Origin of the sequence: Bacillus sp. SJS, assembly GCF_000732485.2 — a bacterium.
In the GTDB taxonomy this organism is placed as follows: Bacteria; Bacillota; Bacilli; order Bacillales; family Bacillaceae; genus Metabacillus_B; species Metabacillus_B sediminis.
The window spans coordinates 1-12,387 of sequence record NZ_JAQV02000025.1; the positions used below are offsets into that span (position 1 = coordinate 1).

At 44.9% G+C, this 12,387-nt stretch carries 20 protein-coding genes; 5 read left to right on the forward strand and 15 right to left on the reverse strand.

Going from position 1 to position 12,387, the window contains the following annotated elements:
- Positions 1-516: 516 nt before the first annotated feature.
- The 6 genes from AS29_RS15740 to AS29_RS15765 form a co-directional block, all read right to left on the reverse strand.
- Complete coding sequence (locus AS29_RS15740) at positions 517-1,590, reverse strand: ABC transporter substrate-binding protein (protein ID WP_035410007.1); 1,074 nt, start codon at positions 1,588-1,590, stop codon at positions 517-519.
- On the reverse strand, positions 1,587-2,390 hold the full coding sequence (locus AS29_RS15745; RefSeq protein WP_035410010.1) for an ABC transporter permease: 804 nt from the start codon (positions 2,388-2,390) through the stop codon (positions 1,587-1,589). The genes AS29_RS15740 and AS29_RS15745 overlap by 4 nt, the downstream gene beginning before the upstream one ends.
- Entirely contained in the window at positions 2,387-3,190 is an 804-nt protein-coding gene (locus tag AS29_RS15750; protein ID WP_035410152.1) for an ABC transporter permease, read from the reverse strand. Before AS29_RS15750 ends, AS29_RS15745 begins: the two co-directional genes overlap by 4 nt.
- Complete coding sequence (locus AS29_RS15755; protein ID WP_035410013.1) at positions 3,180-4,286, reverse strand: ABC transporter ATP-binding protein; 1,107 nt, start codon at positions 4,284-4,286, stop codon at positions 3,180-3,182. The genes AS29_RS15750 and AS29_RS15755 overlap by 11 nt, the downstream gene beginning before the upstream one ends.
- A gap of 37 nt (positions 4,287-4,323) precedes the next feature.
- Positions 4,324-4,866 (reverse strand): helix-turn-helix domain-containing protein, encoded by a 543-nt coding sequence (locus AS29_RS15760; protein ID WP_035410017.1) that lies wholly within the window; start codon positions 4,864-4,866, stop codon positions 4,324-4,326.
- A 179-nt stretch (positions 4,867-5,045) separates the two neighbouring features.
- Positions 5,046-5,333, reverse strand: coding sequence for a putative quinol monooxygenase (locus tag AS29_RS15765; RefSeq protein WP_035410019.1), 288 nt, complete (start codon positions 5,331-5,333; stop codon positions 5,046-5,048).
- A 151-nt stretch (positions 5,334-5,484) separates the two neighbouring features.
- Here AS29_RS15765 and AS29_RS15770 point away from each other — a divergent pair, with 151 nt between their 5' ends.
- A complete protein-coding gene (locus AS29_RS15770) occupies positions 5,485-6,651 on the forward strand; it encodes an iron-containing alcohol dehydrogenase (protein WP_035410022.1) in 1,167 nt (388 codons plus the stop codon).
- Positions 6,652-6,684: 33 nt separating this feature from the next.
- Here AS29_RS15770 and AS29_RS15775 read toward each other — a convergent pair whose 3' ends face one another.
- Positions 6,685-7,410, reverse strand: coding sequence for an AAA family ATPase (locus AS29_RS15775; protein WP_035410025.1), 726 nt, complete (start codon positions 7,408-7,410; stop codon positions 6,685-6,687).
- A gap of 149 nt (positions 7,411-7,559) precedes the next feature.
- Between AS29_RS15775 and AS29_RS15780 the strand changes: the two genes are divergently transcribed.
- From AS29_RS15780 to AS29_RS15790, 3 genes are all read left to right on the forward strand, one after another.
- Positions 7,560-8,054, forward strand: coding sequence for a DinB family protein (locus AS29_RS15780; RefSeq protein WP_035410028.1), 495 nt, complete (start codon positions 7,560-7,562; stop codon positions 8,052-8,054).
- Positions 8,055-8,141: 87 nt separating this feature from the next.
- Positions 8,142-8,651, forward strand: a complete 510-nt coding sequence (locus tag AS29_RS15785; RefSeq protein WP_331712032.1) for a metallophosphoesterase family protein — start codon at positions 8,142-8,144, stop codon at positions 8,649-8,651.
- Between the two features lie 30 nt (positions 8,652-8,681).
- Positions 8,682-9,083, forward strand: a complete 402-nt coding sequence (locus tag AS29_RS15790) for a hypothetical protein (RefSeq protein ID WP_035410034.1) — start codon at positions 8,682-8,684, stop codon at positions 9,081-9,083.
- Between the two features lie 29 nt (positions 9,084-9,112).
- Here the strand turns inward: AS29_RS15790 and AS29_RS15795 are convergent, their stop codons facing one another.
- Positions 9,113-9,415, reverse strand: a complete 303-nt coding sequence (locus tag AS29_RS15795) for a DUF6509 family protein (RefSeq protein WP_035410037.1) — start codon at positions 9,413-9,415, stop codon at positions 9,113-9,115.
- Positions 9,416-9,565: 150 nt separating this feature from the next.
- On the opposite strand from AS29_RS15795, the gene AS29_RS21115 reads away from it, so the two are divergent.
- Complete coding sequence (locus AS29_RS21115; RefSeq protein WP_197491622.1) at positions 9,566-9,739, forward strand: YozQ family protein; 174 nt, start codon at positions 9,566-9,568, stop codon at positions 9,737-9,739.
- 29 nt (positions 9,740-9,768) lie between these two features.
- On the opposite strand, the gene gvpA is transcribed toward AS29_RS21115, so the two are convergent.
- The 7 genes from gvpA to AS29_RS15830 all read right to left on the reverse strand — a co-directional run bounded on the left by gvpA (position 9,769) and on the right by AS29_RS15830 (position 12,322).
- Entirely contained in the window at positions 9,769-10,050 is a 282-nt protein-coding gene (gene gvpA / locus AS29_RS15800) for a gas vesicle structural protein GvpA (protein WP_035410040.1), read from the reverse strand.
- Between the two features lie 20 nt (positions 10,051-10,070).
- Positions 10,071-10,454 carry a gas vesicle accessory protein GvpU gene (gvpU, locus tag AS29_RS15805; RefSeq protein WP_035410042.1) on the reverse strand — a complete coding sequence of 128 codons (384 nt, stop codon included), beginning with the start codon at positions 10,452-10,454 and terminating at the stop codon, positions 10,071-10,073.
- Positions 10,455-10,469: 15 nt separating this feature from the next.
- Positions 10,470-10,751, reverse strand: a complete 282-nt coding sequence (locus AS29_RS15810; protein ID WP_231889966.1) for a gas vesicle protein — start codon at positions 10,749-10,751, stop codon at positions 10,470-10,472.
- Positions 10,752-10,764: 13 nt separating this feature from the next.
- Positions 10,765-11,022: a gas vesicle protein GvpG gene (locus tag AS29_RS15815; RefSeq protein ID WP_035410045.1), complete on the reverse strand. Its 258-nt coding sequence runs from the start codon at positions 11,020-11,022 to the stop codon at positions 10,765-10,767.
- Positions 11,019-11,756: a GvpL/GvpF family gas vesicle protein gene (locus AS29_RS15820; protein WP_035410050.1), complete on the reverse strand. Its 738-nt coding sequence runs from the start codon at positions 11,754-11,756 to the stop codon at positions 11,019-11,021. Before AS29_RS15820 ends, AS29_RS15815 begins: the two co-directional genes overlap by 4 nt.
- On the reverse strand, positions 11,747-12,004 hold the full coding sequence (gene gvpO, locus AS29_RS15825; RefSeq protein WP_035410052.1) for a gas vesicle protein GvpO: 258 nt from the start codon (positions 12,002-12,004) through the stop codon (positions 11,747-11,749). The genes AS29_RS15820 and gvpO overlap by 10 nt, the downstream gene beginning before the upstream one ends.
- A gap of 162 nt (positions 12,005-12,166) precedes the next feature.
- On the reverse strand, positions 12,167-12,322 hold the full coding sequence (locus AS29_RS15830) for a DUF1540 domain-containing protein (protein WP_066099080.1): 156 nt from the start codon (positions 12,320-12,322) through the stop codon (positions 12,167-12,169).
- Positions 12,323-12,387: the final 65 nt, after the last annotated feature.

Below are 12,387 nucleotides of genomic sequence, written 5' to 3' on the forward strand. Positions count from 1 at the left end.
GCATTGACAAATAAGCGATAATTGACCTATACTTTTACTCACGGTTGAGCTCCTTTTCGTAGAGTTGGGAACAAGTATGGTCCCTTCTACATTAGGAGCTTTTTTGCGTTCTGTAAAGGATCTTTCTGTTTATTATCCATAATTTTCAAGTGGTGCATCGCTAGTGTGCCTGTCCCCATGTTCTCTACTGCGTGAAAGCTTCGGCACCGCTTCTCCAAACCGTTGAGGGGCAAGGGATTGGGCCGTTTGTTCTCTGTCCCCGTTTGCGGTGAAGGAGCAGGGGACTGGCACGGTGCCTGTCCCCGAATTCTCTACTGTATGAAAGCTCCGGCACCAGAACTCAAAACTGTTGAGGGACATGGGATTGAGGCAGCCTCCCTCTGTCCCCTCATACGGTGAAGCAGCAGGGGTCAGGCGCCTGCCTTTGTCTGCAGTAAAGCAACCTGACTGACACCTGCTCGCAGCTCAAAATCCAAAAAAGCGGCGATCCCCCAAAGGACCGCCGCTTTCTTTTTTTTACTTCCTGTGCATTTTAAATTCCAGAAACAATTCGTTATAATGAGCCAGCATTTTTTTGCCGAGGTTATCGTACACTTCAAGCTTTTCTGTTGTTTCAGTATCGGGATAGAAGCGCTCATCACCGGAGATTTCTTCCGGCAAAATAGCGAGTCCTTTTTTATTCGGAGTGGAGTAGCCGACATATTCGACGTTTTGAGCGGCTACGTCCGGTTCAAGCATAAAGTTGATGAATTGATGGGCTGCTTCCCGGTTGGCTGCCGTTTTTGGAATGACCATGTTATCAAACCACAGGTTAGAGCCTTCTTCAGGAACAACGTAATCAAGCTTTTCATTTTCGCCCATGATTTCGGAGGCGTCTCCGGACCATACCACTCCGGCGGCGGCTTCTTCGTTGGCGAGAAGCATTTTGATTTCATCTCCTACGATCGCTTTGACGTTTGGAGTGATGGTATTCAGCTTCGCTTTTGCCTCCTGCAGATGTGCTTCATTCGTATCATTTAGAGAGTAGCCGAGGCTGTTCAACCCCATCCCCATCACTTCTCTCGCTCCATCTGCAAGAAGAATCTTATTTTTCATTTCCGGGTCCCACAAATCATTCCAACTCGTAATTTTCTTCCCATTCAGCATGTCAGGATTGTATACAATTCCAACGGTTCCCCAAAAGTAGGGGATCGAATATTGATTGCCCGGGTCAAAGGACAAATCCATGAATCTGGCATCAATATTTTTCAGATTCGGAAGCTTGGAATGGTCAAGCGGAATGAGCAGGCCGTCTTCTTTCATCTTGCTGATGGCATACTCAGAGGGCATGGCTACATCAAATGTAGTTCCCCCTTGAGAGATTTTCGTCATCATCGCTTCATTTGAATCGAAGGTTTGGTAAATGACTTTGATGCCTGTTTCTTTTTCAAAACGATCAATCAGCTCAGGATCTACGTAATCTCCCCAATTGTAGATGGTGAGTGTATTCCCGCCTGAATAGCCTTGGGAGCTGTTCAGCTGATTAATGGATACATACAAAATAACGGAAATGACAGCAATCGCGATAAAGGCGTTGAGCAGCTGTTTCATTTTCGGATTGCCACCCCTTTCACGCGGTTATTTCGCTGGGTAATAAAGTAATAGCCCACGACAAGCAGGATGGTCACAAGGAAAATCAGTGTGGACAGTGCATTAATCGTCAGGGAAATTCCTTGGCGTGCCAGCGAGTAAATTTCAACTGATAAAGTAGAGAACCCATTTCCCGTTACAAAGAACGTAACGGCAAAGTCATCAAGCGAGTAAGTCAGAGCCATAAAGAAGCCGGCAAAGATTCCCGGTGTGATGTATGGGAGGATTACTTTCGTGAGAACTTCCCATTTGCTTGCTCCAAGGTCTCTCGCTGCGTCCACAAGAGACGAGCTCATTTCCTCAAGCTTAGGCAGCACCATAATGACAACGATTGGTACGCTGAACGCAATGTGCGAAAGCAGCACCGAGGTGAAACCGAGCTTAATTCCAATCATCGTAAAAAGAATCAGGAAGGATGCGCCGATGATGACATCGGGACTGACAATCAGTACGTTGTTCATTGTAAGCAGCGTATTTTTCGTGCGTCTCTTTTTCACATACGTAATCGCTAATGCACCAAAAACTCCTAAAATTGTAGAAATGGCTGATGAAAGCAGGGCAATGATTAAGGTGTTAAGGACGATAATGAGCAGTCTTGTATCCTGAAAAACTTCCTTATACCAGTCTAGCGTGAATCCTTCAAATTCCCTCATGGTTCCCCCGCTGTTGAAGGAATAATACATCAGATAAAAGATTGGTGCATAAAGGATGGCGAAGACGAGAACTAGATAAAGATTGGAAAGCTTGCTGTTTTTTCTCATCTTGCGCTCCTCCTTTGGTTATTGGTTAGCAGGATAATGATCGCCATAGCGATGATCAGGAAGACCGCAATCGTTGCTCCCATTCCCCAGTCCTGTGTGACGAGGAAATGCTGCTCAATGGCAGTCCCAAGGGTAATGACCCGGTTTCCGGCAATCAAACGCGTGATCATAAACAGGGAAAGCGCCGGAATGAAAACGGCCTGACAGCCTGATTTCACACCAGAAACCGTAAGCGGAAAGATCACCTTTTTGAATGTCTCCCATTGAGAGGATCCAAGGTCTCTCGCTGCATCGATTAAAGAAGGATTCATTTCCTCAAGGGAGTTATAAATCGGCAAGATCATAAACGGTATGAAAATATAGACAGACACAAAGACAAAACTGAAGTCTGTGAATAGAATCTGCTGTCTTCCCGCTCCAAGCCATGCCAGCAGATTGTTCGCCGTACCGTATGTGCCGAAAATTCCAAGAAACGCGTAAGCTTTTAGCAAAAGATTAATCCAGGTCGGAAGGATGATCAGCAGCAGCCAGAGCTGTTTATGCTTCGTTTTCGTCAGTAAGTAAGCGGTCGGATAGGCAATCAGCAAGGAAAATGCTGTAATAAGGAATGCATACCAGAAGGAGCTCAGGGTCATCTGCATGTACACCGGTGTAAAGAACTTGGCATAGTTGGCGAGCGTCAGATTTCCTTCAATATCAAACAAAGAATAGTAAAATATGAGAACGATTGGTGCGGCTACGAAGAGCACCATCCAGAGTACGTACGGGATCAGATACAGATTGCGCGAATTAGTTTGCATGGCTTTCCCCAGCATAGGATTCCAGACGTTTATCGAATTCCTCTTCCGTTTCGTTAAATCTCATGACGTGGATCGCCTCCGGTTCAAAATCGAGCCCGATTTCATCTCCGACCGTTGCTTTTTTCGTAGAATGGACAAGCCACTCATTCCCTGCCTCATCATAGCAGCAGATTTCATAATGCACGCCTCTGAAAAGCTGGGAGTCTACCTTCACCTGAAGCTTTCCATTTTCCCTTTTTGCAATAACCAAATCTTCCGGCCTTACGATAATTTCTACAGACTCGCTTGGAAGAAACCCTTTATCCACGCACTCAAATTGCTGTCCGGCAAACTCCACTAAATAGTCTTTAACCATCGTTCCGGGAACAATGTTTGACTCGCCGATAAAGTCGGCAACAAACCGGTTAATCGGTTCATCGTAAATGTCTGTAGGGGTTCCGCTTTGCTGGATTTGCCCTTTATTCAATACGAAAATTTCATCAGACATAGCAAGTGCTTCTTCCTGGTCATGAGTAACAAAGATAAACGTTATACCGAGTCTGCGCTGCAGCTCTCTCAGCTCATACTGCATTTCCGTGCGAAGCTTTAGATCCAGTGCAGAAAGAGGCTCATCCAGTAAAATTACTTCAGGCTCATTGACGATCGCACGCGCAATCGCCACACGCTGCTTCTGCCCGCCGGACATTTCCGTGATTTCACGTGTTTCGTATCCTTCAAGATTGACAAAACGGAGTGCTTCTTTAACCTTCTCCTCAATCTGCCCTTTTTTCATTTTCTTAATGCGCAGGCCAAACGCAACGTTTTCAAAGACGTTTAAATGGGGAAACAATGCATAATCCTGGAAAACCGTATTCACCTGGCGCTTGTTGGCCGGTACATCATTGATTACTTTTCCGTTGAAATATATGCTTCCGTTTGACGGCTCCGTAAACCCGGCAATAAGACGGAGAATCGTCGTTTTTCCGCATCCTGATGGTCCAAGCAGCGTGTAGAATTTGCCGCGCTCGATTTCAAAGCTGACACTGTCCAGTACCGGTGCGGCTTCGTCATATTGCTTGGATACCCCTTCAAAACGGATAATGGTTTCGTTTTTCATAACAGCCTCCTGAATGATGATTTAAACAAACGTTTGATTATAAGTAGGAATTGGTAGCGACGAGGATAATCTCCGATGGTCCGTTGAAGTCATTTGTAATCTGGTGAGTATCTGCAGCAGAAAAATAAATTGATTGCCCTGCACTGGCACTGTAATATCTGGTGCCGATGCGAATAGCCACTCTTCCGCTCAAACAATACCCGTATGTTTCGGATGAGGAGGGTTCAAATTCTTTAAATTCCCCATTTTCCTTAAAAAGAAGACGGATCGGTTCCATTTCCTTCTCATTGGATTCAGGAACGAGCCAGTGAATTTCGTAGCCCTTCTCTTCATCTTTATACCCTGTTTGATCTTCTTCTGAATACACAACCTTCTGAATAGAATCTCCAGATTCAAAAAACTTTTCCGGGGTGCATCCCAGCACTTCCAGAATGCTGAAAAAGGTTTCCATAGACGGAGAGCTTAAATCCCGTTCAAGCTGAGATATGTAGCCTTTGCTTAAATCTGTGCGTTCGCCAAGTTCTTCCTGAGTCAGCCCGCTTTTCAGACGCAGATTTTTTATTTTTTTCCCTATTTGCATACATGACCCTTCATTCCTGTTTATAATAGGTAAACTTTCATGCGAAGAAGTTTTGTCTTACATTACTAAAAGTTTACTTTAAGCATTTTCAATTATAATACGGCCGCTCTGATTTTCAATACTAAAAGCTGAATTTCCATAAAAAAGCACACCGTTTGAAAACGGTGTGCGGAATACCATTATACTTTTTCCAAAAAATGCACGTCTCTCGTCTCAATGAGATCAGCGATTGCCTCGCGGTAAGCCTGATAGTGGGCGGATTGCATATGGGCATCAACTGCAGCCTGGTCCTTCCAGTTTTCATAAAAAACGAAGACTCCCGGATCCTCTTTTGAACGATGAAGATCATAGCTGATGCAGCCTTCCTCCGCTCTTGAAGGAGCGAGCGCCTTTTTCATTTCACCAAAGAGCTGTTCTTCTTTCCCGGGTTTCGCTTTCATAATGGCATTGATTGTAATTTGAGACATGTCCATTCCTCCTTTTTCTGTGCTTATACTATAGACCAAAACTTCCCTGAGGGATAAACATTTGCCTGCACATGCATATGTTTAGTCTCTCCCAAACAAGGTAATGCAATAATATAGCCAAACCACACTCACTAAAGAAGGAGTTTTACACATGAATCGCTTTACTATACCAAGAGACATCTTTTTTGGAGAGAATGCGTTAGAAAAACTGAAAGAGCTTGAAGGCAGAAAAGCAGCTATTGTCATCGGCGGCGGGTCTGTCAAAGAAAATGGACACCTTGATAAAATTCTATCTTACCTTTCTGAAAAAGACATTGAAACAAAGGTAATTGAAGGCATAACCGAGGAGCCGACAATCGAAACTGCACAGGAACAGGCCCAGCATCTCCGTGATTTTGAACCGGATTGGATTATCGGAGTGGGCGGCGGATCCCCTATGGATGCGGCAAAAGCCATGTGGATCTTTTATGAATATCCTGAGATTACATTTGAAGAGACCATCAAACTGTTCAATCTGCCTCCCCTTCGCAAGAAAGCTAAATTTATCGGCATTCCGACTACAAGCGGGACGGCTTCCGAGATTTCCAACCTATCGGTCATAACAGACGGGAAAACGGGAATTAAATATCCGATTGCAAGCTTTGAGCTGACACCGGATATCGCGATTATCGATCCGGTTATGGTAGAGGATCTACCTCAAAAGTTGATTGCATACAGCGGCATGGATGCTGTTACCCATAGTATTGAGTCATACGTAGCGAAGCCAAGAACGGTCTTTACAGATTCGCTTGCCATTGAAGCGGCGGAAATTCTAAAGGATCACCTTGTTTCTTCTTATAAAGGCAGCAAAGAATCGAGAGAACAAGTGCATTACGCACAGGCGATGGCAGGCATGGCCTTCTCCAATGCGGTGCTCGGAAACGTTCATAGCATGGCCCACAAGAGCGGTCCAGCGTTTGAAATACCTCATGGCTGTGCGAACGGTATCTATTTGCCGTATGTGATCCAGTTCAACCGCAACGTATCGGCTGACCGTTTTGCTGCTATTGCGAAGCGTCTTGGCTTGAAGGGCGAAAACAGCGAGGAGCTGACCGATTCACTTGTTGAGTGGGTACGCTCTTTGAACAAAGAAATGAATGTACCAAATTCCTTGAAGGAGTATGGAATTTCAGATGAGCTGTTTGAAAAGCATGTGGATGAAATGGCCAAAAACGCCATTGAAGACCCGTGCACATCAACGAATCCCCGTGAAACCTCCGAGGATGAGATGCGAAAATTATTCCATGCTGCCTACAACGGAGAAGATGTTACGTTTTAACCTGAATCCCAAGAGCCCCGGCTCTTGGGTTTTTTACTCTTCCTCTTTAAAAAGCTCAGCCAAGAGCCTTTCCCTGTTCTGGAGAAAATATTTAGTCAGACTGTAATGTTCCGTATTTTCATATTCTGTTTCTACAATCTCTCCCTCTTCAAATAACCGGATGGATGCACCGGGGTACCCAAGCAAAATGGGGGAATGGGTCGCAATAATAAACTGCGCACCCCCTTCCTTTGTCAGATCATATATCACTCTGAGAAGGGCAAGCTGCCTTTGCGGGGATAACGCTGCCTCCGGTTCATCGAGAAGATAAATGGCCCTTCCGTTCAGCCTGTTGGTAAACAGCGACAAAAAGGATTCTCCATGTGATTGGTGATGAAGGGATTTCCCGCCGTAGCTTTTAAATTCATCCTCATCTATTTCGTCAATATGGCTTGCAAACTGGTAAAAGGATTCGGCCCTGAAAAAAAACCCGTCCTGCGCTCTTGGGAGCCATGAAAGCTGTAGATGCTCTCCAAGATCCGAATTCGATGCATGAACCTCGTAGCGGTTATGGCGGCTGCCTCCTGCAGTGTGAAACCCGCATTGAAAGGCAATCGCTTCAAGCAGGGTTGATTTTCCTGAACCATTTTCTCCGCAGAAAAAAGTCACATCACTGTGAAACGAAAGTTCTGTTAAATTTTGTATTGCCGGTATGCTGAATGGGTAATAATCAGGCATAGCTCCGCTGATTGGCTTAAGCCGGATGCTTCGTAAAAACAAACCGTCCCCTCCTTTTTTGCTTCATTATATCGCAGGGGGAGCATTATTTTTTAGGAACTGGTCTTGTTTTTTCAATAATCGGGTAAAGAACCTTATAGGATAAGAGTGACAATAAAAAGAACTCATAGATAGAAAGAGGAGGAACCTGCATGTTTACATCCAGGCAAGAATTCATTGAGGAATGGAAACAAGAATCACAAGCGACTGAAAAAATCCTTCAGACACTGACAGATGAATCGCTTAGTCAGGAAATTGCACCGGGATACAATTATCTTGGCGGCCTTGGGTGGCATATCACAGTTGCCCTTCACACCATGCTTGCTCAAACCGGATTGAATTTCCAGCACCCTCCCCATGTTGAAACCATTCCTGAATCTGCATCAGAGATTGCATCTGATTACAGGAACACAAGTGACTCTATGCTTAAAGCAATCCAGGAACAATGGACGGAAGAAACGTTGAATGAAACTCGCGAATTTTTTGGAAATGAAGTACCTGTTCATGCTGTTCTGAGAACGCTGATCCAGCATCAGGCTCACCATCGCGGACAAATGACGGTATTGATGCGCCAGGCCGGGCTGAACGTACCGGGTGTATACGGCCCGAGCAAAGAGGAATGGGCGAACATGCACTCCTTGGGCTAAACCTTTAGGCTGACAGCAATACCTGTCAGCTTTTTTTCTTTCATCCGGAGGTTTGTGGTATTCTTTAGCCATACAATACAGGCGGTGATGAAGGTGAAGATTGTTGTGCTCTCCGATACCCATGTTCCTAAAAGAGCCAAATCCTTTCCGCCCCGGCTTTTAGTTGAACTTCAAACGGCTGATGCCATCATCCATGCCGGAGATCTTCTAAACACTGCTGCTTACCGCGAGTTGTGCACGTTCGGAACCGTTCATGCGGTATACGGAAACGCGGATGAGGAGGAGCTGAAACACCTGCTTCCCCGCCGTCTGCTCCTGGACATGAACAGCTTTAAAATCGGTGTTGTCCACGGCCATGAAGGAAAAGGGTCTTCAACTGAAAGGCGGGCTCTGAATGCCTTCAAAGACGAACATCTAGACTGTCTGATCTTTGGCCACTCTCATATTCCCGTCAAAAAACAGGACAAGGGGCTTCTCATCTTTAATCCGGGCTCCCCGACTGACAAAAGAAGGCAGCCCCGCTTCTCCTTCGGGCTCATCAACATTGGAGAGACGCTTCAGGCCGAACACGTTTTTTTCAAAAAAGGGTCATACTAAACACGTACATAATTCTGAGGAGGAGTACAAATGGAGACTTTTACAGTAGCATTTCATAAAGAAGACGAAACAGAGGACATGACGGTCTATAAGCTGTCTGAAGAGGATTTTGCAGCCAAAACGGAAGGCGGGACCCGCCATTTATTCGAGCTTGATACAAATGTAGGCTACTTTGTATTTTTCGATGCCGAGGATAAAAACCGCAACGAATCCTATCTTGTTCTGCAGTATGAGGAAAACGAGGAAGATCCGGTTGCATGCTATGGATTTGAATTGAAAGATTTCTACCAGTTTACAGCACTTTACTTAAATGACCTTGAATTCAGCGAAGAACAGCAGGCATCAGAAGGCGACGAGGAAGTGTACGGTCCCATTCATCACCTTGCCCACCTCATGTTCCATATCGCGGAAGCCGGAAATAAAACGGCATAAGAAAAAGGCTGCTGTCCGGCAGCCTTTTCTTATTCTTCTTCCTTTTCCTCAGGCAAATGCTCAAGGCAATAAGAGGCAACCATTGCTTCCTCTTCCTCATCCAAACCAAAGTCAAAGCTCTGTTCTGTCTCTTTTTCATAAAATTGATATTGAGTAATCCGCGCCTGCTCATTCTCCAGCAGGAAAATCACCCGCAAGTAAATTCCGTTCTCAGAATAAAGTTCATCATCCTCCGGAACATCCAAATCCAATAAAAATTCATAGCGGTCACCAGGCAAAATCCCAAACGGATCTTCAAGCAGTTCCGCTTCGTGGCTAGTAATTGTCAGCATCCTAACACCGTCCTTCCATTAATCACTTCACTCGGATTATACACAACTTGTTCCTTCAAAGAAATAAAACTGTGTAAGATAACGAAAAATCGGGAATGGACAAGTAGGTGCATCAAAAAGATGCATCCACATCGAAAGGAGCGATTCAGCTTGAGCACCAAACTAACCGAAATGGCAGCAGAGGTAGCAGGCAAATCATTCGATCCGGCCGAAAAGGAGAAAGAACATACAACAACTGGTCTTGAAGTGACACACGAGCAAATTGGCGATCATTATGCAGCAGGAACCATTGATCAAAGCATAAAAGCTAAAAACGGTGAATAAGAAAAAACGAGGGCTTCCGGCTCTCGTTTTTATATTTGAAATCGTAAGTTGTCTAAAAGGTCCTTAGGCTCCCTGTAGGATTGTCCATTATTGGGATCATGAACATCCTCAGTACTTTTCAGCAGATCAACCGCATCAGCATAGCGCAGCCATGTCTCAATACTTGAAACGACGATTCTTGCCTCTACTGTAATTAATTCAATCCCCAAAACTGAAATTCGCGCAAAAACATCGATGACAATTCCTTTATCCAATATGCGGTCCACGACTTCTACAAGGCTCGATCCATCCCTGCATTTTTCCAGCATCATCTTTACCCCCTCCTTATTTTTTACTGTGTTCTCCTAACGGGCTTTCCAATGACAAATCCGCTTACCTGATCAAGCCTGCCTCTCCAAAGTGCAGAAACGGGCGCTTTTTCCCCTTCGATGTACACATTTTTCAAATGAATGAACGCAGCGGTCCCATGGTCTCCCGCCCCTTTGCTTGCTTCATAAAAACGCTCACTCAATTTGGCCGAATGCTCATCGGTCCGCTGCTCAAATAAACTCCCAAATCCTTCTAAATAGTCGGTAGCCGAAATAAGACTCCCGGTTACTGCCTTGCCATCCACAGTTAATATCAAATCCAGCTCAAAATCGTGGCGATTGGCTGTAATCACAAGCGTTTCCAGAATGGAATCCCGTCTATAGGATTCCCGAGAATCGTCACCCATACGGACTGCCTCCCTTTAAATTAATCTCTTCAAATCAAGTGCATCAAGCAGGCCGGTATGCTCTTTCCTTGGCCGTTCTTCAATTGGGTCTGCCTTTGAGCTTAAATAAGGATCTCTCTCCCACCAGTCCAGTCCGATTTCCTTCGCTTTATCGACAGACGCCACAATCAGTCGGATTTTTATGGTCAGAAGCTCTACATCCGCGAGGTTAATCCGAATATCCCCGGCGATGACGACACCTTTATCAAGTATCCGTTCCAGTACATCGACAATTGAACTCGTTTGTTCAGACAGCACACCCTTGCCTCCCTTATACAGACTCATCATCCAGCAGCTTGCTCCACTGCCGTCTTTCCATGTCTTTAGCGCATTCATATCTTCTAATCCATTCTTCATACTGCTGCCTGTACTTATCTTCGTGAATTTCATTTTTTTCATGCCGGAGTTCAAGCATCAGCAGGTTTTTCTGGATGATTCCAACGTCATACAATTCTTTATCCGCTTCTTCCTTTACTTTTTCAGCAGCGAGCAGGAACAGCTTCAGCGGCAAAAACAGGACAGGCATCATGAGCTTTTCTCTGCTTTCAAATGAATGTTAATGAAGTTATATGGCGGCCATGGACCCGTATAGACAAACTCAGCCTGAGCCTTGAATGTTTCGTAAAGCTCTGATACAAGCTCATCAAATGAAGTCTCTTGCTCTCTTCTAATGAGATACGATCCGTTCAGCAGCATCGTTTCTGTCAAAATGTCATTCTGCCTGGAATCATCCGCAGCATCATGAAGCTTTTGATGAATGCTCTCGTCAAATTGCTTTCTTATAGAAAGAAAAAAACGTTCGGCAAGCTCTCCCTGTTTAATCCGGTCTTTATAAAGGGTGCTTTTATTGGGCTTCACTTTTTTATCGTATTCCTGCGACAGCCATTCTTTTTTTCCAATCACCTTCAGACCGACCTCTATTCTTCCTTTAAGGGATGGGAGAATTCCCTGAAGCTCGGGATAAAGGCGTTTTAGCAGACCTTCCGCCTCATTCAAGGAATGAACAATGTGCCCGAAGCTGAACGGAAAGACAGCCTCGCTGCCATCCATAAAGGAGGTGATGATCTTTTGATGCAGAAGCAGATTTTCTTTTGATGGCCTTAACAGCAGCGGAACCTCAGCGGCTGCCAGGAACAGATCCTTATATGGAATAATCAGCAATTCACGGTCCATTCCGTCAAAATAAACGCTTCTGTCCGCTTCACCGCCCGGCCCTGCCGCTATGCAAAAAACGTAAAGTCCAGCATCAGAAGTCAATCCCATTGGCCCGTCTCCCCACGATGCTTCAAATATTTTCGCGAATACGAGATGACCTCGTTTTGACTGTTTAATTTCACATCGTACACGCCCACCATCTCATCCCGCGCATACTTTCTCATATACTCTTTTTCTTCAATGATCTCCACCAATGCGCGGAACCCCTCATCATCAGGTTCAACAGAAGGAATCTTATGTGGCGGCGTAAGATATTCACTAAAAAACTGTTCAATGGCTTCAAGCGTGTTTTTCAAGTGGACCCAACCCTTTCATTTCTTCCTGTTTTTGTTAGATTTACCTGAACGCTGATTTTTATGAATTCAGTGAAGACGAAAAAAAAAAGCTTCCGCTGGACAGGAAACCTTTTACACACAAAAAAAACAGCCTTCATAATTAGGCTGTCCTTTTACTTGTCGTTATTCTGCAGGCTTAAATGTCTGGCAATCTGTTTCATGACTGGTTTCGGCTTTCGTTCCCTTATGACTGACTACGTAGATTTGCGCCGCGCCGCACTTTCTGCCTTTTTCATTGTAGACACAGTTGCCCACATCACATAACACGTCCTGAGCCACAGTTCACACCTCCCAAGCCATTTTTAAAAGGTATCATTTGTTTAGTACAACTATACCCGCTTCCG

What these genes read in the sequence shown, in the direction of transcription:
- AS29_RS15750 (WP_035410152.1), bottom strand. Translation starts at nt 3,190, where the DNA reads ATGCAAACTAATTCGCGCAATCTGTATCTGATCCCGTACGTACTCTGG.
- AS29_RS15820 (WP_035410050.1), bottom strand. Translation starts at nt 11,756, where the DNA reads ATGGGATTGACTTCTGATGCTGGACTTTACGTTTTTTGCATAGCGGCA.
- AS29_RS15795 (WP_035410037.1), bottom strand. Translation starts at nt 9,415, where the DNA reads ATGCTGACAATTACTAGCCACGAAGCGGAACTGCTTGAAGATCCGTTT.
- AS29_RS15785 (WP_331712032.1), top strand. Translation starts at nt 8,142, where the DNA reads ATGAAGGTGAAGATTGTTGTGCTCTCCGATACCCATGTTCCTAAAAGA.
- AS29_RS15790 (WP_035410034.1), top strand. Translation starts at nt 8,682, where the DNA reads ATGGAGACTTTTACAGTAGCATTTCATAAAGAAGACGAAACAGAGGAC.
- AS29_RS15765 (WP_035410019.1), bottom strand. Translation starts at nt 5,333, where the DNA reads ATGTCTCAAATTACAATCAATGCCATTATGAAAGCGAAACCCGGGAAA.
- AS29_RS15770 (WP_035410022.1), top strand. Translation starts at nt 5,485, where the DNA reads ATGAATCGCTTTACTATACCAAGAGACATCTTTTTTGGAGAGAATGCG.
- gvpU (WP_035410042.1), bottom strand. Translation starts at nt 10,454, where the DNA reads ATGGGTGACGATTCTCGGGAATCCTATAGACGGGATTCCATTCTGGAA.
- AS29_RS15760 (WP_035410017.1), bottom strand. Translation starts at nt 4,866, where the DNA reads ATGCAAATAGGGAAAAAAATAAAAAATCTGCGTCTGAAAAGCGGGCTG.
- AS29_RS15745 (WP_035410010.1), bottom strand. Translation starts at nt 2,390, where the DNA reads ATGAGAAAAAACAGCAAGCTTTCCAATCTTTATCTAGTTCTCGTCTTC.
- AS29_RS15815 (WP_035410045.1), bottom strand. Translation starts at nt 11,022, where the DNA reads ATGATGCCTGTCCTGTTTTTGCCGCTGAAGCTGTTCCTGCTCGCTGCT.
- gvpA (WP_035410040.1), bottom strand. Translation starts at nt 10,050, where the DNA reads ATGATGCTGGAAAAATGCAGGGATGGATCGAGCCTTGTAGAAGTCGTG.
- AS29_RS15755 (WP_035410013.1), bottom strand. Translation starts at nt 4,286, where the DNA reads ATGAAAAACGAAACCATTATCCGTTTTGAAGGGGTATCCAAGCAATAT.
- AS29_RS15740 (WP_035410007.1), bottom strand. Translation starts at nt 1,590, where the DNA reads ATGAAACAGCTGCTCAACGCCTTTATCGCGATTGCTGTCATTTCCGTT.
- AS29_RS15780 (WP_035410028.1), top strand. Translation starts at nt 7,560, where the DNA reads ATGTTTACATCCAGGCAAGAATTCATTGAGGAATGGAAACAAGAATCA.